19 protein-coding genes and 1 pseudogene are annotated in these 22,637 nt (G+C 55.6%); 3 read left to right on the top strand and 17 right to left on the bottom strand.

Annotated elements, in window-relative coordinates:
* Position 1: 1 nt before the first annotated feature.
* On the top strand, positions 2 to 379 hold the full coding sequence (gene apaG / locus ACTJJA_RS10275; RefSeq protein ID WP_333065429.1) for a Co2+/Mg2+ efflux protein ApaG: 378 nt from the start codon (positions 2 to 4) through the stop codon (positions 377 to 379).
* A 4-nt stretch (positions 380 to 383) separates the two neighbouring features.
* Positions 384 to 1,232 (top strand): bis(5'-nucleosyl)-tetraphosphatase (symmetrical) ApaH, encoded by an 849-nt coding sequence (apaH, locus tag ACTJJA_RS10280; protein WP_029484936.1) that lies wholly within the window; start codon positions 384 to 386, stop codon positions 1,230 to 1,232.
* A gap of 97 nt (positions 1,233 to 1,329) precedes the next feature.
* Here apaH and folA read toward each other — a convergent pair whose 3' ends face one another.
* From folA to ACTJJA_RS10345, 13 genes and pseudogenes are all read right to left on the bottom strand, one after another.
* Positions 1,330 to 1,809 carry a type 3 dihydrofolate reductase gene (folA, locus tag ACTJJA_RS10285; protein WP_003856431.1) on the bottom strand — a complete coding sequence of 160 codons (480 nt, stop codon included), beginning with the start codon at positions 1,807 to 1,809 and terminating at the stop codon, positions 1,330 to 1,332.
* A 114-nt stretch (positions 1,810 to 1,923) separates the two neighbouring features.
* Entirely contained in the window at positions 1,924 to 3,789 is a 1,866-nt protein-coding gene (gene kefC, locus ACTJJA_RS10290) for a glutathione-regulated potassium-efflux system protein KefC (protein WP_440667820.1), read from the bottom strand.
* Positions 3,782 to 4,312: a glutathione-regulated potassium-efflux system oxidoreductase KefF gene (gene kefF / locus ACTJJA_RS10295; RefSeq protein ID WP_165747128.1), complete on the bottom strand. Its 531-nt coding sequence runs from the start codon at positions 4,310 to 4,312 to the stop codon at positions 3,782 to 3,784. Before kefF ends, kefC begins: the two co-directional genes overlap by 8 nt.
* Before the next feature lie 103 nt (positions 4,313 to 4,415).
* A complete protein-coding gene (locus tag ACTJJA_RS10300) occupies positions 4,416 to 4,649 on the bottom strand; it encodes a YgdI/YgdR family lipoprotein (RefSeq protein ID WP_010427047.1) in 234 nt (77 codons plus the stop codon).
* 138 nt (positions 4,650 to 4,787) lie between these two features.
* Positions 4,788 to 8,012, bottom strand: coding sequence for a carbamoyl-phosphate synthase large subunit (gene carB / locus ACTJJA_RS10305; RefSeq protein ID WP_221552688.1), 3,225 nt, complete (start codon positions 8,010 to 8,012; stop codon positions 4,788 to 4,790).
* A gap of 18 nt (positions 8,013 to 8,030) precedes the next feature.
* Positions 8,031 to 9,179 carry a glutamine-hydrolyzing carbamoyl-phosphate synthase small subunit gene (gene carA, locus ACTJJA_RS10310; protein ID WP_440667822.1) on the bottom strand — a complete coding sequence of 383 codons (1,149 nt, stop codon included), beginning with the start codon at positions 9,177 to 9,179 and terminating at the stop codon, positions 8,031 to 8,033.
* A gap of 454 nt (positions 9,180 to 9,633) precedes the next feature.
* Positions 9,634 to 10,455 carry a 4-hydroxy-tetrahydrodipicolinate reductase gene (dapB, locus tag ACTJJA_RS10315; RefSeq protein WP_440667823.1) on the bottom strand — a complete coding sequence of 274 codons (822 nt, stop codon included), beginning with the start codon at positions 10,453 to 10,455 and terminating at the stop codon, positions 9,634 to 9,636.
* 205 nt (positions 10,456 to 10,660) lie between these two features.
* The gene (gene ispH, locus ACTJJA_RS10320) at positions 10,661 to 11,611 is read right to left on the bottom strand and encodes a 4-hydroxy-3-methylbut-2-enyl diphosphate reductase (protein WP_010427054.1); all 951 of its coding nucleotides are present in this window, start codon (positions 11,609 to 11,611) and stop codon (positions 10,661 to 10,663) included.
* A 1-nt stretch (position 11,612) separates the two neighbouring features.
* On the bottom strand, positions 11,613 to 12,062 hold the full coding sequence (gene fkpB, locus ACTJJA_RS10325) for an FKBP-type peptidyl-prolyl cis-trans isomerase (RefSeq protein ID WP_015572634.1): 450 nt from the start codon (positions 12,060 to 12,062) through the stop codon (positions 11,613 to 11,615).
* A gap of 80 nt (positions 12,063 to 12,142) precedes the next feature.
* Positions 12,143 to 12,643 carry a signal peptidase II gene (gene lspA, locus ACTJJA_RS10330; RefSeq protein ID WP_048975056.1) on the bottom strand — a complete coding sequence of 167 codons (501 nt, stop codon included), beginning with the start codon at positions 12,641 to 12,643 and terminating at the stop codon, positions 12,143 to 12,145.
* Positions 12,643 to 15,459, bottom strand: a complete 2,817-nt coding sequence (gene ileS / locus ACTJJA_RS10335; RefSeq protein WP_429167739.1) for an isoleucine--tRNA ligase — start codon at positions 15,457 to 15,459, stop codon at positions 12,643 to 12,645. The genes lspA and ileS overlap by 1 nt, the downstream gene beginning before the upstream one ends.
* Positions 15,460 to 15,504: 45 nt before the next feature.
* On the bottom strand, positions 15,505 to 16,431 hold the full coding sequence (gene ribF, locus ACTJJA_RS10340; protein ID WP_010427064.1) for a bifunctional riboflavin kinase/FAD synthetase: 927 nt from the start codon (positions 16,429 to 16,431) through the stop codon (positions 15,505 to 15,507).
* 7 nt (positions 16,432 to 16,438) lie between these two features.
* Positions 16,439 to 16,657 (bottom strand): annotated as a pseudogene (locus tag ACTJJA_RS10345) (DUF2575 domain-containing protein).
* 101 nt (positions 16,658 to 16,758) lie between these two features.
* On the opposite strand from ACTJJA_RS10345, the gene rpsT reads away from it, so the two are divergent.
* The gene (gene rpsT / locus ACTJJA_RS10350; protein WP_003856458.1) at positions 16,759 to 17,022 is read left to right on the top strand and encodes a 30S ribosomal protein S20; all 264 of its coding nucleotides are present in this window, start codon (positions 16,759 to 16,761) and stop codon (positions 17,020 to 17,022) included.
* Positions 17,023 to 17,079: 57 nt separating this feature from the next.
* Here rpsT and nhaR read toward each other — a convergent pair whose 3' ends face one another.
* From nhaR to dnaK, 4 genes are all read right to left on the bottom strand, one after another.
* Positions 17,080 to 17,979, bottom strand: a complete 900-nt coding sequence (nhaR, locus tag ACTJJA_RS10355; RefSeq protein ID WP_003856462.1) for a transcriptional activator NhaR — start codon at positions 17,977 to 17,979, stop codon at positions 17,080 to 17,082.
* A 58-nt stretch (positions 17,980 to 18,037) separates the two neighbouring features.
* Positions 18,038 to 19,213, bottom strand: a complete 1,176-nt coding sequence (nhaA, locus tag ACTJJA_RS10360) for a Na+/H+ antiporter NhaA (protein ID WP_420984827.1) — start codon at positions 19,211 to 19,213, stop codon at positions 18,038 to 18,040.
* Between the two features lie 173 nt (positions 19,214 to 19,386).
* The gene (gene dnaJ / locus ACTJJA_RS10365) at positions 19,387 to 20,532 is read right to left on the bottom strand and encodes a molecular chaperone DnaJ (protein ID WP_010427068.1); all 1,146 of its coding nucleotides are present in this window, start codon (positions 20,530 to 20,532) and stop codon (positions 19,387 to 19,389) included.
* An 84-nt stretch (positions 20,533 to 20,616) separates the two neighbouring features.
* Positions 20,617 to 22,530, bottom strand: a complete 1,914-nt coding sequence (gene dnaK / locus ACTJJA_RS10370; RefSeq protein WP_010427070.1) for a molecular chaperone DnaK — start codon at positions 22,528 to 22,530, stop codon at positions 20,617 to 20,619.
* Positions 22,531 to 22,637 lie beyond the last annotated feature (107 nt).

The following is a 22,637-nucleotide window of genomic DNA, read 5'->3' on the forward strand; positions in this document are numbered from 1 at the left end:
CATGATTGATTCGCCCCGCGTATGTGTCCATGTACAAAGCGTCTATGTTGAATCGCAATCCTCACCGGATGAAGAACGTTTTGTCTTTGCTTACACCGTGACCATCCGCAATCTGGGGCGGATGCCCGTGCAGCTGCGCGGGCGCTATTGGCTTATCACAAACGGCAATGGTCGTGAAATTGAAGTCCAGGGCGAAGGCGTGGTGGGTGAACAACCGCATATCGCTCCTGGCGAAGAATATCAGTACACCAGCGGCGCGGTGATCGAAACGCCAATGGGTACCATGCAAGGCCATTATGAAATGGTCGACGTCGATGGCAATAGCTTCCGCGTTGCCATTCCCGTATTCCGTCTCGCCGTTACAACATTCATTCATTAATCCAATGTCTACATATCTGATTGGCGACGTTCACGGTTGCTACGATGAACTGATCGCATTATTAAAGCAGGTCGACTTTACGCCAGGACAGGACATGCTGTGGCTGACGGGTGATTTAGTGGCGCGTGGCCCGGGCTCCCTTGAGGTTTTACGTTTCGTTAAATCACTGGGCGATAGCGTACGCATGGTTCTGGGCAATCACGATCTGCATCTGCTGGCGGTATTCGCCGGGATCAGCCGCAATAAACCGAAAGATCGTATTACCCCCCTGCTTGAAGCACCGGATGCGGACGATCTGATCAACTGGCTGCGTCGTCAGCCGCTGCTGCAGATCGATGAAGAGAAAAAGCTGGTCATGGCCCATGCCGGGATCACGCCACAATGGGATCTCGAGACGGCAAAAGCCTGCGCGCGCGATGTTGAGGCAGTGCTGGCAAGCGACTCGTATCCTTTCTTCCTCGATGCCATGTACGGCGATATGCCGAACCACTGGAGCGAGGATCTCAGCGGTCTGGCCCGTCTGCGTTTTATCACCAACGCCTTCACCCGCATGCGTTTCTGCTTCCCGAACGGACAGCTGGACATGTATTCCAAAGAGACGCCGGAAAGCGCGCCTGCACCGCTGAAACCGTGGTTTGCCATTCCGGGACCGGTGACAAGCGAGTACAGCGTCGTGTTTGGTCACTGGGCGGCGCTGGAAGGTAAAGGGACGCCGGAGGGGATCTACGGTCTTGATACCGGATGCTGCTGGGGTGGGGAGTTAACCTGCTTACGGTGGGAAGATAAAACGTACTTCGTACAGCCATCCAACCGACAGCTGGACTTAGGAGAAGGTGAGGCTGTAGCCTCCTGAAAATTGCCCCTCACCCCGAAGGGGCGAGGGGGAAAAGACCGCACCGAACAGTCCCCTCTCCCCTGTGGGGAGAGGGTTAGGGTGAGGGGTACATCACTTAACGACGCTCCAGAATCTCGAAGCAGTAGCTATGTGAGTTCTGTGCATCCGCGTCGTGGAATTCGCTGAAAACGGATTCCCACTCGTCCGGATCGTAATCCGGGAAATGGGTATCCCCTTCCACTTCCGCATCAATGTGGGTCAGATACAATTTCTGCGCTTTCGGCAGGAACTGCTCATACACGCGTCCGCCGCCGATCACCATGATCTCTTCAGCATCACCACAGGCGGCAATCGCTTCATCAACGGATTTCACCCACTGCACGCGATCGTCAGTGCCTGGCTGGCTACTGATCACAATATTCTTACGGCCCGGTAATGGACGACCAATCGACTCCCAGGTCAGGCGGCCCATCACTACCGGCTTGTTTAACGTCGTACGTTTAAACCATGCGAGATCGGCAGGCAGGTTCCACGGCATGGCATTTTCCATGCCGATAACGCGGTCTACCGCCAGCGCTGCAATCAGACTGATCATTGAAAATTTCCCGGATGCAAAAAATTGCCGCCACTATACGGAAAGCTTAATCTTTCGTCGACTGGCGGCAGGGTAAAGAAACAGAAATTTTTTAATATTGCTGGCAACTCCACTTCACGCGGACGGTTTACTTTCCGGTTCATCCTGAGGATCCCCGGTGTGCTTGCCCTCTTCCGTTCCCTGCCAGCCGTGACGCTGGGTAAGCGACAGGTGATTGCGGTCCTCGTTAATGATTTCCGTCAGCATCGCGCTGGTACGTTTAAACACGGCTGCCCGGTCAGAAGCTGTGCTGCTCGCCATCTCCACCATCTCCTCGACCATCCCGGTGTTAAAGCGGCGGAACAGATCGGCACGCTCACGCGCCTCATACGCCCCCAGCCCCAGGCTTTCCAGTGCCATTCGACCAGATTTAAGCGCACCTTCGAAGGTTTCACGCTCCGGCGCTACGACGCCAGCCTGACGCAGCTGGATGTAGTGATCCACATCGCGCGCGCGGGAGATAATCGTCAGGTCAGGGAAATGCTCTTTGACCAGCTCAACCAGCTGCAGACTGGTTTGCGGATCGTCAATGGCGTTGATCAGCACCTCGGCTTTCGCAGCCCCGGCCGACTCGAGCAAATCGACGCGGGTAGCATCACCATAGAATACTTTCATATCGAATTTACGCAGGGTTTCTACGTGGTCAGGATCGTGATCGAGAATGACCATTTTAACGCCGCTGGAGAGCAGCAAACGGCCGGTGATCTGCCCGAAGCGCCCGAACCCGGCGACGATCACCCGAGGCTGTTCTTCGTCGATCTCATCGGCTTCACGCCCCTGTTCGCTGTCCGATTTCTCCAGACGCGTCAGCAGCACCAGCAGGATCGGCGTGGCGGCCATCGATAATGCCACGGCCAGCGTTAACGCTTTGGCCCATTCGGGATCGAGCACCTTCGCCATCTGCGCGGCACCAAACACTACAAATGCGAATTCACTCCCCTGTCCCAGCAGCGCGGCAAACCAGCGACGTTGTTTACCTGGCACCTTCAGCGGACGGGCAACCAGCCACAGTACCGCCATTTTAATGACCAGGAAACCCACCAGCAGGATAACAATCCGCAGCGGATGCGTGGCCAGCGTGCCGAAGTCGACGGACATCCCGACGCCGATGAAAAACAGCCCCAGCAGCAAGCCTTTAAACGGCTCGATATCGCTTTCCAGCGCGTGGCGGTATTCGGAGCTTGCCAGCAGAACGCCTGCCAGGAAGGCGCCCATAGCCATCGACAGCCCGGCTTCTTCCAGCAGCAGACCGAAGCCAAACACCAGGAATAACGCAACGGCACTGAACACTTCGCGCAGGCCCGAGCGCGCAACAAAGCGCAGCAGTGGACGGGTGACGTATCGGCCAAGCAGGACCACCAGCATCAGAGCACCGACGACTTTCAGCGCCGACAGTGCAAATGCGCCAAGCGTCGTTGATGCTCCGCTGGCGGCCAGCAGTGGGATCATCGCCACCAGCGGGATGGCGGCAATGTCCTGGAACAGCAGCACCGAGAACGCGCTGCGGCCCATCCGGGAGACCGTCAGGTTACGCTCATTCATCGCCTGCATGGCAATGGCCGTCGAGGAGAGCGCCAGCGTCATGCCGATCAGTCCGGCCACTTTCCAGTCCATCCCCAGCAGGATGCAGAACCCGCCCAGCAGCAGGCCACACGCCACCATCTGTAGCGCGCCGCCGCCAAACACGGAAGCACGCAATTTCCATAAGCGCTGCGGATCCAGCTCCAGACCAATTACAAACAGCATCAGCACCACGCCAATTTCAGCGAAATGCAGTATCGCTTCAGCATCGGTGACCAGACGAAGGCCCCACGGTCCAATCACGCACCCGGCAATCAAATAGCCGAGCACTGACCCCAGCCCCAGTCGAACCGCCACAGGGACAATCAGTGCCGCCGCGCCGAGATAAATCAGTGCCTGTATCAGCGTATGGCTATCCATTGTGCGTCTCCTGCCACTCAAGTAAGCGTTGTTTGTAGTGGCGAGCCTGCGCCTGCAGCGTTTCATCGTCGCAGACAAACGTGCAGTGCATGGCAAAAGGCGGGAGCCAGTTCAGACCACAATAGAGCGCGGTCGCCTGTAGCGGCTGCGCCAGCACCTCAAATCCGGGGAAGGAGCCGATATCAAAGTGGCTTTCACCGCCGCCGGTCGTCACGGCCCACATCAGGCTTTTCCCCTTCAGCGCATGACCGTTATGACCATATGCCCAACCGTGAGAGAAGACTTTATCGATCCACAGCTTCAACAGCGGAGGCGTGCTGTACCACTGCATCGGATGCTGCCAGATAATCAGATCGGCACGAGAAAGCGCCTCCTGTTCGGCGGCGATATCGATATTAAAATCGGGATAAAGTTGATAGAGGGAACGTATCTCTACGTTATCAAGCGTCCTTACCTGCTCAAGCATCCGCTTATTCGCATGCGAGTGCTGCGGATAAGGGTGCGCGTAAATTATGAGTATCATTGATTAGCCTGTTGTTACTGCTTTCTTTTAACAAAAGAGTGTAGTCAGTAATTCAACAGGCTAATAGTGAATATTATTGACGGGCTTAGGTCAGAATTCTGAATTAGTTATCCAGCTCGCCCATGGATTTAACCTGATCACGGTTAATCTGCTCAGTCTGACCGGTTTCGGCGTTTTTATACGACACCAGACCGGTATCATCATCCACCTGCGGTTTGCCGTCAGTGACAATGGTGCGGCCATCGGTGGTTTTAACTGCCTGATTAGACGAACACCCCGCAACGGTGAACATTGCAGTAGCGGCCAGAACGGAAGCGATCAGTAGTTTATTTTGCATGGTGTTTTCCCCTGCGCTCAGTTTAATTTCATTATCGACTTAACCATTTTAGGCTAACTGACTGAAAGCGGATGGAAAACCAGAAGGTTCTGAAGATGGGAGAATGCCCGGCAACGGTGCGTCGCCGGGCATTTTAACTTACTTGTTAATCTGTGCGTGCATTTCCTGCACTGAAATCACCTTCTCGGTGGCATCCGCGTTCAGCGCCATGGCCGTTGCGAAACCGCCGTTCAGGGTCGTGTCGTAGTGCACTTTGTACTGCAGCGCGCTGCGGCGAATCAGCTTGGAATCTTCAATCGCCTGACGGCCTGCGGTGGTGTTGATGATGTAGGTGTATTCGCCATTCTTGATACGGTCCTGAATGTGCGGACGACCTTCATGCACCTTGTTCACCAGACGCGGGTTGATACCGGCTTCACCCAGCACAATCGCCGTACCGTGGGTTGCATCCAGCTCGAAGCCCTGTTTCAGCAGCTTAGCGGCCAGGTCAACCACGCGCTCTTTGTCGCCTTCGCGAACGGAGAGCAGCGCACGGCCTGATTTTCTCATGGTGGAGCTACTGCCCAGCTGCGCCTTCGCGAACGCTTCTGCGAAGGTGCGGCCCACGCCCATCACTTCCCCGGTAGAGCGCATTTCTGGCCCTAACAGCGGGTCAACGCCAGGGAATTTGTTGAACGGCAGCACCACTTCTTTCACCGAGTAGTACGGTGGGATAATCTCTTTGGTCACGCCCTGCTGCGCCAGCGTCTGGCCCGCCATTACGCGCGCCGCCACTTTCGCCAGCGGTACGCCGGTGGCTTTGGAGACGAACGGTACGGTACGTGCCGCACGCGGGTTCACTTCAATCAGGTAGACTTCGTTGTCTTTCACCGCGAACTGGACGTTCATCAGGCCGCGAACCTGCAGCTCGAAGGCCAGCTTCTGCACCTGCTGACGCATCACGTCCTGAATCTCCTGGCTCAGGGTGTACGCTGGCAGAGAACAAGCGGAGTCACCGGAGTGCACGCCCGCCTGCTCGATGTGCTCCATGATGCCGCCAATCAGCACCATTTCGCCGTCGCAGATAGCGTCAACGTCCACTTCCACCGCGTCGTCGAGGAAGCGGTCGAGCAGCACTGGCGCATCGTTGGAGACGCTTACCGCAGTCTGGAAGTAGCGGCGCAGGTCGGCTTCGTCATAAACGATTTCCATCGCGCGGCCGCCCAGCACGTAGGAAGGACGCACCACCAGCGGGTAGCCAATCTCTTTCGCCTTCTCAACGGCCATTTCAATGGCGGTCACGGTGGCGTTCGCAGGCTGCTTCAGCTTCAGACGGTCAACCGCCTGCTGGAAACGCTCGCGGTCTTCCGCACGGTCAATCGCGTCCGGGCTGGTGCCGATAACCGGCACGCCTGCCGCTTCCAGCGCGCGCGCCAGCTTCAGCGGGGTCTGGCCGCCGTATTGCACGATAACGCCTTTTGGCTTCTCGATGCGCACGATTTCCAGCACATCTTCCAGCGTCACCGGCTCGAAGTAGAGGCGGTCAGAGGTGTCGTAGTCGGTCGATACGGTTTCCGGGTTACAGTTGACCATGATGGTCTCGTAACCGTCTTCACGCAGCGCCAGGGAGGCGTGCACGCAGCAGTAGTCGAACTCGATGCCCTGGCCGATACGGTTTGGACCGCCGCCCAGCACCATAATCTTGTCGCGGTCGACGGACGGATTAGCTTCGCACTCGTCTTCATAGGTGGAGTACATGTAGGCGGTGTCAGTTGAGAACTCTGCCGCACAGGTGTCCACGCGCTTGTAGACCGGGTGCAGGTCGTACTGGTCGCGCAGCTTGCGGATTTCCGCTTCACGCACGCCCGCCAGCTTAGCCAGACGCGCATCGGCGAAGCCTTTACGCTTCAGCACGCGCAGGAAGTCAGCGTCCAGACCGGTGATGCCCAGCTCTGCGACCTGTTCTTCCAGACGCACCAGCTCTTCAATCTGCACCAGGAACCAGCGGTCGATGTTGGTCAGGTTGAACACGCCGTCGACGGAGAGGCCGGCACGGAAGGCATCGGCGATGTACCAGATACGCTCTGCGCCCGCGTCTTTCAGCTCGCGACGGATTTTGGTCAGCGCTTCCGGGTCGTCCAGGCTCACTTTCGGGTCGAAGCCGGTCGCGCCCACTTCGAGGCCGCGCAGCGCTTTCTGCAGGGATTCCTGCTGCGTGCGGCCAATCGCCATCACTTCACCGACAGATTTCATCTGGGTGGTCAGACGGTCGTTAGCGCCCGCAAATTTCTCGAAGTTAAAGCGAGGAATTTTGGTCACAACGTAGTCGATGGACGGTTCAAAGGAGGCAGGCGTGCGGCCACCGGTGATGTCGTTCATCAGCTCGTCGAGGGTATAACCCACCGCCAGTTTCGCCGCCACTTTCGCAATCGGGAAGCCGGTCGCTTTAGAGGCCAGCGCGGAGGAACGGGACACGCGCGGGTTCATTTCGATAACAATCAGACGGCCGGTTTTCGGGTTCACGGAGAACTGCACGTTAGAACCACCGGTTTCCACGCCGATTTCACGCAGTACCGCCATCGAGGCGTTACGCATGATTTGATACTCTTTGTCGGTCAGGGTCTGGGCTGGCGCAACGGTGATGGAGTCACCGGTGTGGATACCCATCGCATCGAAGTTTTCGATGGAGCAGACGATGATGCAGTTGTCGTTTTTATCACGCACCACTTCCATCTCGTACTCTTTCCAGCCAATCAGCGATTCATCAATCAGCAGCTCTTTGGTTGGAGAGAGATCCAGACCGCGTTCGCAAATCTCTTCGAACTCTTCGCGGTTGTAGGCGATACCGCCGCCGGTGCCGCCCATGGTGAACGATGGACGGATGATGCACGGATAGCCCACGTCAGCCGCGACGGCCAGCGCTTCTTCCATGTTGTGTGCAATACCGGAACGCGCGGTGTCGAGGCCGATTTTCTTCATCGCCACGTCGAAGCGGCGACGGTCTTCTGCTTTATCAATCGCGTCGGCTGTCGCGCCAATCATGGTCACGCCGAACTCGGCCAGCACGCCCTGACGCTCCAGCTCCAGCGCGCAGTTCAGCGCAGTCTGGCCGCCCATGGTTGGCAGCACCGCGTCCGGGCGCTCTTTTTCGATGATTTTGCGCACCACTTCCCAGTGAATCGGCTCGATGTAGGTTGCATCAGCCATTTCCGGGTCGGTCATGATGGTTGCCGGGTTAGAGTTGACCAGGATAACGCGGTAACCCTCTTCGCGCAGGGCTTTACACGCCTGCGCACCGGAGTAGTCGAATTCGCAGGCCTGGCCGATGACGATCGGGCCAGCGCCAAGGATCAGGATGCTTTTTATGTCTGTACGTTTTGGCATTGTCTTCTCGGCTCCTGATTATTTAGCGGTCTTACGGTATTGCTCGATAAGTTCGATGAAGTGATCGAACAGCGGCGCGGCGTCGTGTGGGCCCGGGCTGGCTTCAGGGTGGCCCTGGAAGCTGAAAGCTGGCTTATCGGTACGATGAATGCCCTGAAGGGTGCCATCGAACAGCGACTTATGAGTCACGCGCAGGTTAGCCGGCATAGAGGCTTCATCAACGGCAAAGCCGTGGTTCTGCGCGGTGATCATCACCGTGTTGTTATCGATGTCTTTCACCGGGTGGTTACCACCGTGGTGGCCGAACTTCATCTTAACGGTGTTCGCACCGCTCGCCAGCGCCAGCAACTGATGGCCAAGGCAGATGCCGAATACCGGGATGTCGGTTTCCAGGAAGGACTTGATGGCGGCGATGGCGTAATCGCACGGCGCCGGGTCACCAGGACCGTTGGACAGGAAAATACCGTCCGGATTCATCTTCAGCACGTCTTCGGCAGACGTTTGTGCCGGAACCACCGTCAGGCGGCAGCCGCGGTCAACCAGCATGCGCAGGATGTTGCGCTTGGCGCCGAAATCGTAGGCCACCACGTGGAACGGCAGCTCGCTCTCTTTTTTCGCTTCCGGCAGGTCGCCTTCCAGCGTCCAGCTACCCTGCGTCCAGCTGTAGGCCTCAGCGGTAGTCACTTCTTTCGCCAGGTCCATGCCGTTCAGGCCCGGGAAGGCTTTCGCTTTTTCCAGCGCCAGCGTCGCATCGAGGTTGTCACCCGCGATGATGCAGCCGTTCTGTGCACCCTTCTCGCGCAGCAGACGCGTTAACTTACGGGTATCGATATCGGCAATCGCCACAATGTTATGGCGCTTCAGGTAAGAAGAGAGGTCTTCGGTATTGCGGAAGTTGCTGGCAATCAGCGACAGGTCGCGGATGACCAGGCCTTGCGCATGTACCTGAGAAGATTCTTCGTCAGCAGCATTGGTGCCGACATTGCCGATATGAGGATAAGTAAGAGTAACGATTTGGCGAGAATAGGAAGGATCAGTGAGGATTTCTTGATAACCGGTCATTGAAGTATTGAAAACGACTTCCCCAACCGCCGAACCTGTTGCCCCTATGGCCCGACCGATAAACTGGGTTCCGTCTTCCAGAACCAATAGCGCTGACTTAATCAAAACACCCTCCAGAGAATATTCACTCACTTTATTTGCATATTAATTCACAACCACGTCATAAATCAATGCAAATGTGTTGCCAGCGGATTTTTGGCAAACGGCGGCATTCTGGGGATTTGGTGGGTAAAAGTCAACTCAAAACGGATATTTTGTTTATTCTTTTGCGAGCCTGGCGGCTGGAATGCGATTTAAGGGGCAAAAAGATCAGGCAAATCATTCTGGAAAACGCTTGCGCGGTAAGTTTAATGGGAATTTCGTGCGCGGGCTAATAAAAAGTGGACCATATGGTCAAAATTTACAATTACGCAACGCAAAAAAGAGAGAAGAGACAGTATTTTAAAGCTTTAACAGAAAAACACAAACAAAGAAGATAAAATAAAAGGGCAATAAATTATTGCCCTATGCAATCAATACATTACGACTGCAATAACCACATCACGATGGGTAATAATGCTTACAAATTGTTGAGATCGAGCACATCTCGCATATCAAAAAGACCATTACGTTTGCCTTTCAACCACAACGCGGAGCGCACTGCGCCATTTGCAAATGTCATTCGGCTAGATGCCTTATGCGTGATCTCTACGCGTTCGCCGATATCGGCGAACATCGCGGTATGTTCGCCGACGATATCGCCTGCTCGCACAGTTGCGAAGCCAATGGTTCCCGGAACGCGTTCGCCCGTATGACCTTCGCGAGAATAGACCGCGATGTCTTTTAAATCTTTATCCATTGCATAAGCAATCGCTTCGCCCATTGCCAGCGCTGTGCCTGATGGCGCGTCGACTTTATAGCGGTGATGCGCTTCAACAATTTCAATGTCGGTATAGTCGCCCATCACTTTCGCCGCCTTTTCCAGCAGCTTCAGCATCACGTTAACACCTACGCTAAAGTTGGCAGCGAAGACGATCGCAATCTCGTTTGATGCCTCCTGAATGGCTTGTTTACCCGCGTCGTCAAAACCGGTAGTGCCAATCACCATCCCTTTACCGTTCTGACGGCAAAACGCAAGGTGGTTCAATGTGCCTTCAGGGCGCGTGAAATCGATGAACACATCAAAGTCACCTTTTACCGCATCCAGGCTGCTCTGCACGGTTACGCCCGTGTGGCCTGCGCCCGCCAGCTCACCCGCATCGGAGCCAAGTAGTGATGAACCTTCACGCTCCAGCGCCGCGCCAAGTGCCACACCATCCATCTGTAGCGCCGCCTGAATCAGCTGACGGCCCATACGTCCACCCGCGCCCGCAATAGCGACACGGATCTGTGCATCATGCATAGTTATTCTCTTACGTTAAAATGATGTAAACCGTTTTCAGATTAACCAGCCTTCGCTGAGGCTGCCAACTGAAAACACCGATAATTAGAATTTAACGTGAAACCGACTTAAATATCAGTAAAAGACATGATTTTGTGGTCACGATAAAGTAACGGGTAAAAAAAAGGCCAGCACAGGAGGTGCTGGCCTTTCATCAGAAGAGGGATTATTCCACTTCGCGGGCATCAATTCGCAGTTCTTTCGGAACTTCAAACACGATGTTCTCTTCGCGCCCTTCCAGCGGAACCGCGTCGCCACCGCCCAGCTCCTGCAGACGGGTAATCACGTTCTGCACCAGGATATCCGGCGCGGAAGCGCCTGCGGTAACGCCAACGCAGGCCGCATTTTTGACCCACGCTTCCTGAATGTCCGTCGCATCGTCAATCAGAAACGCTGCTTTCCCCATCCGCTGCGCCAGTTCGGCCAGACGGTTAGAGTTAGAGGAGTTTTTGGAGCCGACAACCAGCACCACATCCGCCTGTTCAGCCAGCGCACGCACCGCTTCCTGACGGTTAGTGGTGGCGTAGCAGATGTCATCCTTACGCGGCCCGACGATTTTCGGGAAGCGCTGGCGCAGGGCGTCAATCACGTCAGAGGTATCGTCTACGGAGAGCGTGGTCTGGGTCATAAACGACAGTCGCGCTTCGTTTTTCACGTTCAGCGTAAAGACATCTTCAGGCGACTCGACCAGATACATCCCCCCTTCCGGGTTACTGTACTGTCCCATGGTGCCTTCAACTTCCGGATGACCGGCATGGCCAATCAGAATCGACTCTTCACCACGACGGCTGGCGCGCGCCACTTCCATATGCACTTTTGTCACCAGCGGACAGGTGGCATCGAATACGGTCAGATCGCGGCTTTTCGCCTCGTTGCGTACCGCCTGAGAGACGCCGTGCGCGGAGAAGATCAGGATCGCACCGTCCGGCACTTCGCTGATCTGCTCAATAAAGATTGCGCCGCGCTCGCGCAGGCTGTCGACCACGTAGCGGTTATGCACCACTTCGTGACGCACATAAATCGGCGCGCCGTAAATCTCCAGCGCGTTTTCAACAATGCTGATAGCGCGGTCTACACCGGCGCAGAAGCCGCGCGGGTTAGCCAACAGGATCTGCATTTTACTCCTCCAGTGCCGGATCGATCTCCAGCACTTCGACATCAAAATGAACGGTACGCCCGGCAAGCGGATGGTTGAAATCGACGGTGATAGAGTCGCCGTTGATTTCGCGGATCACGCCAGGCATTTCGCTGCCGTCCATAGCAGTAAAGAGCATAATCGCCCCGATTTCCGGTTCACCCGCGTCCATGAACTCACGGCGCGAGAAATACTGGATCAGGTCCGGGCTTGGCACGCCAAATGCCGCATCCGGCTCCAGCGAAAACGCTTTTTTCTCGCCCTCTTTCAGACCCAGAAGCTGTTGCTCAAGACCTTCAGAAAGTGAGGTATCGCCAAGACGAAACAGGGCCGGTTTGCCGTTATTGCGGGTGGATTCAGCCGTGGAGCCGTCATCCAGCTTCAGCGTGAAGTGAACGAGAACCGCGCTGTTGCTCTGTACGGATTTAGACATACACATTGCTCTTTAATGTTGTCTCGCCTGTGTGCCGGGTGGCGCTGCGCNGTAAGCACAGCGCCACCCGGCTGGTTTTGTTACGCCTGCTCTTTCGCGGCGGGTTTAGGCAAGAAGCCTTCCAGCACGATTAACGCCGCACCGATACAAATTGCCGTATCGGCCAGGTTAAAGGTCGCGAAGTGCCAGTCGCCGACGTAGAAGTCGATCATATCGACCACAAAGCCGTGCCACAGGCGGTCAAACAGGTTACCCAGCGCGCCGCCAATGATCAGCGCGTAGGCGATGTTATTCAGCTTTTGCGTGGCCTTCGAGCGGTACATCAGCACCGCCAGGATCACGCAGATACCGAGAGCGATACCCGCGAAGAACCAGCGCTGCCAGCCACCGCTGTCGGCAAGGAAACTGAACGCCGCGCCGTAGTTGCGGGCGTAGTGCAGGTTAAGCGACGGGAACAGCGGAACCGTATCCCCCAGAGCAAAATTCTGGAGGATCAGGAATTTGCTGCCCAGATCGATAATCAGCACCACCACAACCAGCCACAGCCAGCGCAGTCCTGTTGAACAGAGAGTTTTACTCATCAGGCAAACTTACGTTTTTCGCCGTCACCGGCGACGTTGCTTACACAGCGTCCGCAGATGTCTGCGTGTTCCGCCACCTGGCCAACATCGGTGGTGTAATGCCAGCAACGCGGGCATTTCTCACCGTCGGCTTTGCTCAGTGCGACTTTCAGGCCTTTGAGCAGTTCGCTCTGCTGAGCATCAGCAGTAGCGTCGGCATAATCCGCAACTTTCGCACCGGAGGTCAACAGGACAAATCGTAATTCATCGCCCAGCGCGGTCAGTTTTGCCGCCAGCTCCGGTTCCGCGTACAGGGTCACTGCCGCTTCCAGAGAGCCACCGACTTTCTTGTCAGCACGCGCCTGCTCGATAACCTTGTTCACTTCGCCGCGCACTTTCAGCAGCTCGTCCCAGAAGGCGTCGTTCATTGCTTCAGTGCTGGAGAGATCGAACAGACCTTCGTACCACTCGCCCGTGAAGACATACTTCTCACGATCGCCCGGCAGGTAGCCCCAGATTTCATCCGCGGTGAAGGACATGATCGGTGCCATCCAGCGCACCAGCGCTTCTGCAATGTGGAACAGCGCGGTCTGGCAGCTACGACGCGCCACGCTGTCCGCTTTCGCGGTGTACTGGCGGTCTTTGATGATGTCGAGGTAGAACGAGCCCATCTCAATGGAGCAGAAGCGCATCAGGCGCTGCACCACTTCGTGGAAGTCGTAAGACTCATAGGCTTTCAGGATATCGTCCTGCGCCGCTTTCGCGCAGCCTACCGCCCAGCGGTCCAGCACGACCATCTCTTCCGGTTTCACCATATCTTTCACCGGATCGAACCCGTTCAGGTTCGCCAGCAGGAAGCGCGCGGTGTTACGGATACGACGATAGCTGTCGGCAGCACGTTTCAGGATCTCGTCAGACACCGCCATTTCGCCGGTGTAATCGGTGGATGCCACCCACAGACGCAGAATGTCTGCGCCCAGTTTGTTCATCACATCCTGCGGAGAAACGGTGTTACCGATGGACTTGGACATCTTACGGCCCTGACCATCCACGGTGAAGCCGTGAGTCAGTACCTGGCGGTAAGGTGCTTTACCTTTCATGGCGGTGGAGATCATCAGGGATGACATGAACCAGCCGCGGTGTTGGTCAGAGCCTTCCAGATACATGTCGGCAGCATGACCGGCAAACTCAGGACGCACATCAACCACGGAGGAGTGGGTAGACCCGGAGTCGAACCACACGTCCAGGGTATCCGGCACTTTCTCGTAGCTGTCTGCGTCAGCGCCCAGGATGTCGCGCGAGTCGAGATCCCACCACGCCTGAATGCCGTCAACTTCGACGCGCTTCGCCACTTCTTCCATCAGTTCCAGCGTGTTTGGGTGCAGCTCCTGCGTCTCTTTATGTACGAACAGAGACATCGGCACGCCCCAGGTACGCTGACGGGAGATACACCAGTCAGGACGGTTAGCCACCATGGATTCGATACGCGCCTGGCCCCAGTCAGGGATCCACTGCACGCCTTTGATCTCTTTCAGAGACTGCTCGCGCAGGCCTTTCTGATCCATGCTGACGAACCACTGCGGGGTCGCACGGAAGATGATCGGCGACTTGTGGCGCCAGCAGCACGGATAGCTGTGCTGCATTTTTTCAACGTGCAGCAGCGCGCCGCTGGTGCGCAGCATGTCAACGATGATGTCGTTCGCTTTGAAGACGTTGATACCGTCCAGCGCCGGGTAGGTGCCTGGCAGGTAAGAGCCGTCCGGACCAACCGGGTTAGCGATTTCCAGACCGTATTTCAGGCTGATGTTGTAGTCGTCAGGACCGTGGCCACCGGCGGTATGTACTGCACCGGTACCCGCTTCCAGCGTTACGTGGTCGCCCAGGATCGCCGGAACGTCGAAGTCCAGGAACGGGTGCTTGAAGCGCATCAGCTCCAGCGCGTCGCCTTTCACGGTGCCCAGCACGGTGTAGTCGGCGATGTGCGCGCGTTTCAGCACGCTTTCAACCAGATCTTTCGCCAGGATAACCGCCTGACCGTCAATCTGCACCAGCGCGTATTCGAACTCACCGGACAGGGAGATCGCGCGGTTTGCAGGCAGGGTCCACGGGGTGGTGGTCCAGATCACCAGAGAGATCGGGCCGTTAACGGAGGAGACGCCAAATTTAGCCTTCACCGCATCCTGATCGACGGCATGGAACGCCACGTCGATAGATGGAGAGGTTTTGTCATAATACTCCACTTCCGCTTCTGCCAGCGCAGAGCGGCAGTCCACGCACCAGTGCACCGGCTTCGCGCCTTTGTGCAGGTGTCCGTTACCGATGATTTTACCCAGCGCACGGATGATGTTGGCTTCGGTTTTGAAGTCCATGGTCAGGTACGGGTGCGACCAGTCGCCCAGCACGCCCAGACGGATGAAGTCAGCGCGCTGACCGTCAACCTGCGTCGCGGCGTATTCGCGGCACTTCGCACGGAACTCGGCGGCGGTGAACTTCTCACCCGGCTTGCCAAACTCTTGCTCCACTTTCAGCTCGATCGGCAGACCGTGGCAGTCCCAGCCCGGAACGTAAGGCGAGTCATATCCCGTGAGGCCTTTGGACTTCACGATAATGTCTTTCAGAATCTTGTTAACCGAGTGACCAATATGAATGCTGCCATTCGCATATGGAGGGCCATCATGCAGAATGAAGGTTTTTTTGCCTTTTTTGGCTGCACGAATGATGCCGTACAGGTCATCATCGGTCCAACGCGCCAGCATTCCCGGTTCACGCTTGGCGAGATCGCCGCGCATCGGGAACCCTGTTTCCGGCAAATTCAGGGTTGATTTATAGTCACTCATCAGATTCTCGGTTCCGTATTTATCACGTAGGCAGTTAAGCCGGTTCTAAAGCCCAAAAAACTCGCGGGCCGTCAATTCATCTCGCGCAATTTGCGCTTTGAGTTCATCCAGCGAACCAAATCGCTGCTCGTTGCGTATCTTTTTACGCAGTATTACATCTATATGGCGACCATAAAGGTCCATTACAACGTCCAGCAGGTGCACTTCTAACTGTTGACGCACACCGGCAACGGTAGGACGCGTGCCGATATTGGCGACGCCGTAAAACGGTTTATCGCCCAGTCCTGCCACTTCTACCGCATACACCCCTTTAACCGGGGAGACCTGACGACGCAGCGGTATATTCGCCGTCGGGAAACCTATCGTGCGGCCCAGCGCATCGCCATGCACCACGCGGCCAGAGATGGTGAACGGATGACCCAGCAAGTTTTCTGCGGTGTCCAGTTCATCATTGGCCAGCGCCTGGCGTACCGCCGTGCTGCTGACGCGAACGCCGCCTTCACAGAAAGTCATTGCGCTGGTGACGTCAAATCCGTACTCCAGACCAGCCTTCTGTAATAGCAAGAAATCGCCCTGACGACCAGCGCCAAAGCGGAAATCATCACCCACGGCAAGAAACTGCACGCCAAGACGCTTCACCAGCAGGTCGCTGACAAACGTTTGTGCTGTCAGCGCGGCAAAGCGGCGATCGAAACGCACGCACAATACGTAGTCCACGCCGGACTCTGCCAGGTAGCGCAATTTCTCGCGCAGGCGAGTCAGACGGGCGGGAGACTTTTCGCCCGCAAACAGCTCAAGCGGCTGCGGCTCAAAAATCATCACCACAACGGGCAGGCCACGGGCCTCCCCTTCTTTACGCAATCCCTGCAACAGCGCCTGATGACCACGATGCACGCCGTCGAAATTACCAATGGTCAGCACGCACCCATGCGGGGCTTTGCTGAGATTATGTATGCCGCGTATCAGCTTCATGTCTGGCTCAAAACAGTGAAAATCGCCAAAGTATACCTTGTACAGCGGTTAAGGTTAACCGGCGATTGTTCACGCAAAACAGAAAGCCGTAATGATTTCATCAGGCTGACCTTTCACAGCGAAAAAATCTGTCCGGGAACTGCGATTTTTATGCCGAAAGGCTGTATTCACGGAAGACAAGCTGGTAGAATCCTGCGCCATCACTACGTAACGTAGCGTCGCTAATTAACGGCGCTTATTTGCACAAATCCATTGACAAAAGAAGGCAAAGAGGGCATATTCCTCGGCCTTTGAATTGTCCACATAGAACATATTTGGGAGTTGGACTTGGCTAATATCAAATCAGCTAAGAAACGTGCCGTTCAGTCTGAAAAGGCTCGTAAGCACAACGCAAGCCGTCGCTCTATGATGCGTACTTTCATCAAGAAAGTATACGCAGCAATCGAAGCTGGCGACAAAGCTGCAGCGCAGAACGCATTTAACGAAATGCAACCAATCGTGGATCGTCAGGCTGCTAAAGGTCTGATCCACAAAAACAAAGCAGCGCGTCATAAAGCAAACCTGACCGCGCAGATCAACAAACTGGCTTAATCGCTACTTGTTGTTGCTTGTTTAAAGAACCCGCTTAACGCGGGTTTTTTTATGCCTTCAGATTGCCGGTGGCGTAAACAGTGCCGAGTAATCACGGTTGCAGATACGCTGCACCGCCGGGTGCTGAATCATTCTTTCGGCGAATATCGCGTGGTACTCCTCCATCACGTTATCTACCCTGCCAATCTCCGTAATCTTGTCGTCTGAATAGAGATCGTGCGCGTACAGCGTTGGCGCAACGAAGATCGCGTTATGCGCTTCGCCAAAGGCTTTCATTAACGCAGCGTCGTCGAACTCACCGAGTATTTCCACGTTCAGCCCCTGCGAGTTAAACCAGTTTAACAGCTTGCGTCCGAGCATGGAGCGCCTTCCCGGCACCAGCAGGCGACGCTCTTCAAGGCACGCGGGGAACGGTTTTTCCGGTGGCGGGTTAATGCACCAGAAGCTGACGCCGCATTCGCCAATTTTTACTGAGAACAGCCCTTCCTGCTGGGTGGAGTCGATCGGGCAGTCCGAGATAATCATGTCCAGCTTATGCTGACTCAGCTGTTCCAACAGCATCTCGTGCGTGGATTCAAAGCAGCGCAGGTGGATTTGCTCGTCTTCTACCACCGCCGCATCCAGCACGCCGCTCACCAGCCGTTTCGACAGCGCATCCGCCACACCCACGTCAAAGAGCAGGTTCGATTCTTTGCGGTAGTTGACGATGTCCAGCATCTCCTGGCTCAGGGTGAACATCTTGTCCGCATAGCGAAACACCAGCTCGCCCAGTTCGCTGGGTTCAATGCCGCGACCTTTACGCTTGAACAGCTTGCCCTGCAGACGCTCTTCAAGCGCCTTGATTTGCCCGGTGATGGTTTGCGGCGTCAGGTAGAGCGCCTCTGCCGCCCCCACCACCGAGCCCTGTTTATAGACGTGCCAGAAGTAGTACAGATGGTTGTAATTTAAATGAGACATCGCGTGTTCTCTCCCTGATTGTGTATCGGGAGAAGGAGCCCCTCCTCCCGGTTTCCTGTTATGCCTGAACAGCCTGTCCGGGCAATTTTGCCTTCAACAAGGTATAACCGATGACCGCAGCCAGTAATGACCCGATAAGAATGCCGAGTTTTGCCCAGACGATAAGCTCAGGCGCATGCGCCCCAAACGCCAGCGTCGAGATAAAGATCGACATGGTAAACCCGATTCCGCAGAGCACGCCCACGGCCATAATCTGCTTAAACGTAGTGCCATTCGGTAAAGACGCCAGCTTCAGTTTAATCGCCAGCCAGCAAAAGAGGCTGATCCCCAATGGCTTACCGATAAACAAACCAGCAATGATGCCCAGCGGCAGCACGGATGTCAGCCCGTCCAGCGTCACGCCGCCGAGGGAAACGCCCGCGTTGGCAAACGCAAACAGCGGCAGGATCATAAAGGCGACCCACGGATGCAGCACATGCTCCAGCTGTTTTGCCGGAGATTTGCCCTCCTGCGGCTTAAGCGGCACAAGGAAGCCCACAATTACACCCGCCAGCGTGGCATGCACGCCCGATTTCAGCACCGCCGTCCAGAGCACCATCCCCACCAGGATGTAGATACCAATGCGGCGGACGTTAAAGATGTTCAGCAGTGCCAGCACCGCAATCGCCCCAGCAGCCACGCTCAGCGACAGGATTGACAGATCGCTGGTGTAGAACAGCGCGATAATCACGATAGCGCCCAGGTCATCGATGATCGCCAGCGCCATCAGGAAGATTTTTAGCGCCACCGGCACGCGGCTACCCAGCAGGGCTAATACCCCGAGGGCAAAGGCAATATCCGTCGCAGCCGGAATAGCCCAGCCGTGGCGCGCCATCGGATCCTGCCAGGTGAAGGCCAGGAAGAGCAGCGCCGGAACGACCATCCCACCGAGCGCGGCAATCACCGGGAATGCGGCACGCTGACGGCTGGCAAGCGAGCCCAACACCAGTTCACGCTTGACCTCAAGCCCCACCAGCAGGAAAAACACCGCCATCAGCGCATCGTTGATCCACAGCAGCATGTTCTTGTTGATTTCCAGCGCCCCGACCTTCAGCTCAACGGGCGTTTCCAGAAATGCATGGTAGAGATCGCGCGTTAATCCTAAATTCGCCAACACCATCGCGGCAGCTGCAGCAATAATCAGGATCACGCCACCGGACGCTTCACTGCTAAAGAAACGGTGTAGTAATTTCATTTAAGTTCTCTCTTTTACAACAATACCTCGATAAAACCATAATACCAAGCCAAACAACTCGGCAAAAACAGATTAATATTGAGTATAGATTCAGTTTTACCGAGCTATACCTTCAAATAGAAAAAGCCCGGAATCGCTTCCGGGCTTTTTAAGGACACTTAACAGCTAACGGATTAGCGCGTTAAATCATCGAAGAATTTTTTGACGCCATCGAAGAAGCTTTTGGAGCGCGGGCTGTTTTTCTCACCCGTCGGGCCGCCAAAGCTTTCCTGCAGCTCTTTCAGCAACTGTTTCTGCTTGTCGTTCAGGCCAACCGGCGTTTCCACGACGACGCGGCACAGCAGGTCACCCTGCGCACCACCGCGAACGGATTTAACGCCTTTCCCGCGCATGCGGAACAGTTTGCCGGTCTGAGTTTCGCCTGGTACCTTCAGATTTACGCGACCATCCAGCGTCGGTACTTCGATTTCACCGCCCAGCGCCGCCATCGCGAAGTTGATCGGCACTTCGCAGTACAGGTTGTTGCCTTCACGCTCAAAAATTGCGTGCTGCTTCACCTGAACCTGAACGTACAGATCGCCTGCCGGTGCGCCATGCTCGCCCGCTTCGCCTTCACCTGCCAGACGGATGCGGTCGCCCGTATCAACGCCAGCCGGGATTTTAACGGACAGGGTTTTCGTTTTCTCAACGCGACCGTGGCCGTGGCATTTGGTGCACGGATCTTTAATCAGCGTACCGCGACCGTGACAGTGCGGACAGGCCTGCTGTACCGCGAAGAAGCCCTGACGCATCTGCACCTGACCGGAACCGTGACAGGTTGGACAGGTCTGTGGCTGCGTACCCGCTTTCGCGCCGCTGCCGTGGCACACATCACACTCTTCCAGCGTCGGGATGCGGATCTCTTTGGTGACGCCGCGAACGGCCTCTTCCAGCGTCAGATCCATGTTATAGCGCAGGTCCGCGCCGCGCGCTGCGCGCTGACGACCACGCCCACCGCCGAAGATATCGCCGAACACATCGCCAAAGATATCGCTGAAATCAGCGCCACCGCCAAAGCCGCCGCCACCGAATCCACCGCCACCCATGCCACCCTGTTCAAAGGCTGCGTGACCATACTGGTCATAGGCCGCACGTTTTTGTGCATCGGTCAGGACTTCGTAGGCTTCTTTGATCTCTTTAAATTTGGCTTCAGCCTCTTTGTCACCCTGGTTACGGTCCGGGTGGAATTTCATGGCCAGGCGCTTATACGCCTTTTTGATTTCACGCTCTTCCGCTGTTTTGGAAACGCCTAAAATCTCGTAATAGTCTTGCTTAGCCATCTTTTTTATCTGCCCCTAACATGCGTGCACGGGCGGAGAGGAAACCTCTTCGCCCGTGCCAGTAATTACCCGTTCAAAGGGCGATTATTTTTTGTCTTTCACTTCTTCGAACTCAGCGTCGACAACGTCGTCGTCTTTCGCGTTGTTCGCAGATGCATCAGCGCCCGCCTGCTGTTGAGCGTGCTGCTGCTGAGCGATTTCCATCAGCTTCTGGGAAGCCTGTGCCAGCTCCTGCATCTTCGCTTCGATATCCGCTTTATCTTCACCTTTCAGTGAGGTTTCCAGCGCAGTCAGTGCAGCTTCGATAGCAGTCTTGTCTTCCGCTGGCAGTTTATCGCCTGCTTCTTCAACCTGCTTACGGGTGCTGTGCAGCAGATGGTCACCCTGGTTGCGGGTCTGAACCAGCTCTTCGAATTTACGGTCGGATTCCGCGTTAGCTTCGGCATCACGAACCATTTTTTCGATTTCCGCTTCGTTCAGGCCAGAAGATGCCTTGATGGTGATCTTCTGCTCTTTACCGCTGTTTTTGTCTTTCGCAGACACGTGCAGGATACCGTCAGCATCGATATCGAAGGTCACTTCGATCTGCGGCATGCCGCGCGGTGCCGGGTTGATACCGTCCAGGTTGAACTGACCCAGAGATTTGTTATCCGCCGCACGCTTACGCTCACCCTGAATCACATGGATGGTTACCGCAGACTGGTTGTCTTCAGCGGTAGAGAACACCTGGCTGTGTTTCGTTGGGATGGTGGTGTTTTTGTTGATGAGCGCAGTCATCACACCGCCCATGGTTTCGATACCCAGAGACAGCGGGGTAACGTCCAGCAGCAGTACGTCTTTCACTTCACCGGTCAGTACGCCACCCTGAACCGCAGCACCGATTGCGACCGCTTCGTCCGGGTTAACGTCTTTACGTGGCTCTTTACCGAAGAACTCAGCCACTTTCTTCTGAACCATTGGCATACGGGTCTGACCACCCACCAGAATAACGTCCTGGATGTCAGACACGGACAGGCCAGCGTCCTGCAGGGCAACTTTCAGCGGCTCGATGGAACGGTTCACCAGGTCTTCTACCAGGCTTTCCAGTTTTGCACGGGTCACTTTGATGTTCATGTGTTTAGGACCGGTCGCGTCTGCAGTGATGTACGGCAGGTTCACGTCGGTCTGCTGAGCGGAAGACAGCTCGATCTTCGCTTTCTCAGCGGCTTCTTTCAGGCGCTGCATCGCCAGCGGATCGTTACGCAGGTCAATGCCCTGATCTTTCTTGAACTCGTCAACGAGGTAGTTGATCAGACGGGTATCGAAGTCTTCACCACCCAGGTGGGTATCACCGTTGGTTGCCAGAACTTCGAAGGTTTTTTCGCCGTCAACTTCGTCAATTTCGATAATAGAGATATCGAAGGTACCACCACCCAGGTCGTAAACCGCGATAGTGCGGTTGCCAACTTCTTTATCCAGACCGTAAGCCAGTGCAGCGGCGGTTGGTTCGTTGATGATACGTTTTACTTCCAGACCTGCGATACGGCCAGCATCTTTGGTTGCCTGACGCTGAGCATCGTTGAAGTAGGCAGGTACGGTGATAACAGCTTCAGTTACCGGCTCACCCAGGTAATCTTCAGCGGTTTTCTTCATTTTCTTCAGCACTTCAGCAGAAATCTGCGGTGGTGCAGTTTTGGTGCCTTTCACATCAAGCCATGCATCGCCGTTATCTGCTGCGATGATTTTGTAAGGCATGATGGAAACGTCACGCTGAACTTCTTCGTCCTGGAAGCGGCGGCCAATCAGGCGTTTGATCGCAAACAGGGTGTTTTGCGGGTTTGTCACTGCCTGACGTTTAGCCGGCTGACCAACCAGAGTTTCACCATCCTGGGTATAAGCAATGATAGAAGGCGTGGTGCGATCGCCCTCGGCGTTCTCCAGCACACGTGCAGTAGTGCCATCCATAATCGCTACACAAGAGTTGGTAGTACCCAGGTCGATACCAATAATTTTACCCATCTAAACGTCTCCACTAAAAATTCAGTCAACATGTGGTTGTGTACCTGTAATAAGGGCAGAACGTGCTTTTTCAACTGCCCAGATTTGATTTTTTTCAGGTCCACACA

The sequence above is a fragment of the Enterobacter sp. 22452 genome (assembly GCF_052045065.1).
GTDB lineage: Bacteria > Pseudomonadota > Gammaproteobacteria > Enterobacterales > Enterobacteriaceae > Enterobacter > Enterobacter mori.

Coding starts and splice junctions, on each gene's coding strand:
- apaG (WP_333065429.1), top strand. CDS start 2: ATGATTGATTCGCCCCGCGTATGTGTCCATGTACAAAGCGTCTATGTT.
- apaH (WP_029484936.1), top strand. CDS start 384: ATGTCTACATATCTGATTGGCGACGTTCACGGTTGCTACGATGAACTG.
- folA (WP_003856431.1), bottom strand. CDS start 1,809: ATGATCAGTCTGATTGCAGCGCTGGCGGTAGACCGCGTTATCGGCATG.
- kefC (WP_440667820.1), bottom strand. CDS start 3,789: ATGGATAGCCATACGCTGATACAGGCACTGATTTATCTCGGCGCGGCG.
- kefF (WP_165747128.1), bottom strand. CDS start 4,312: ATGATACTCATAATTTACGCGCACCCTTATCCGCAGCACTCGCATGCG.
- ACTJJA_RS10300 (WP_010427047.1), bottom strand. CDS start 4,649: ATGCAAAATAAACTACTGATCGCTTCCGTTCTGGCCGCTACTGCAATG.
- carB (WP_221552688.1), bottom strand. CDS start 8,012: ATGCCAAAACGTACAGACATAAAAAGCATCCTGATCCTTGGCGCTGGC.
- dapB (WP_440667823.1), bottom strand. CDS start 10,455: ATGCATGATGCACAGATCCGTGTCGCTATTGCGGGCGCGGGTGGACGT.
- ispH (WP_010427054.1), bottom strand. CDS start 11,611: ATGCAGATCCTGTTGGCTAACCCGCGCGGCTTCTGCGCCGGTGTAGAC.
- fkpB (WP_015572634.1), bottom strand. CDS start 12,062: ATGTCTAAATCCGTACAGAGCAACAGCGCGGTTCTCGTTCACTTCACG.
- lspA (WP_048975056.1), bottom strand. CDS start 12,643: ATGAGTAAAACTCTCTGTTCAACAGGACTGCGCTGGCTGTGGCTGGTT.
- ileS (WP_429167739.1), bottom strand. CDS start 15,459: ATGAGTGACTATAAATCAACCCTGAATTTGCCGGAAACAGGGTTCCCG.
- ribF (WP_010427064.1), bottom strand. CDS start 16,431: ATGAAGCTGATACGCGGCATACATAATCTCAGCAAAGCCCCGCATGGG.
- nhaR (WP_003856462.1), bottom strand. CDS start 17,979: ATGTCTCATTTAAATTACAACCATCTGTACTACTTCTGGCACGTCTAT.
- nhaA (WP_420984827.1), bottom strand. CDS start 19,213: ATGAAATTACTACACCGTTTCTTTAGCAGTGAAGCGTCCGGTGGCGTG.
- dnaJ (WP_010427068.1), bottom strand. CDS start 20,532: ATGGCTAAGCAAGACTATTACGAGATTTTAGGCGTTTCCAAAACAGCG.
- dnaK (WP_010427070.1), bottom strand. CDS start 22,530: ATGGGTAAAATTATTGGTATCGACCTGGGTACTACCAACTCTTGTGTA.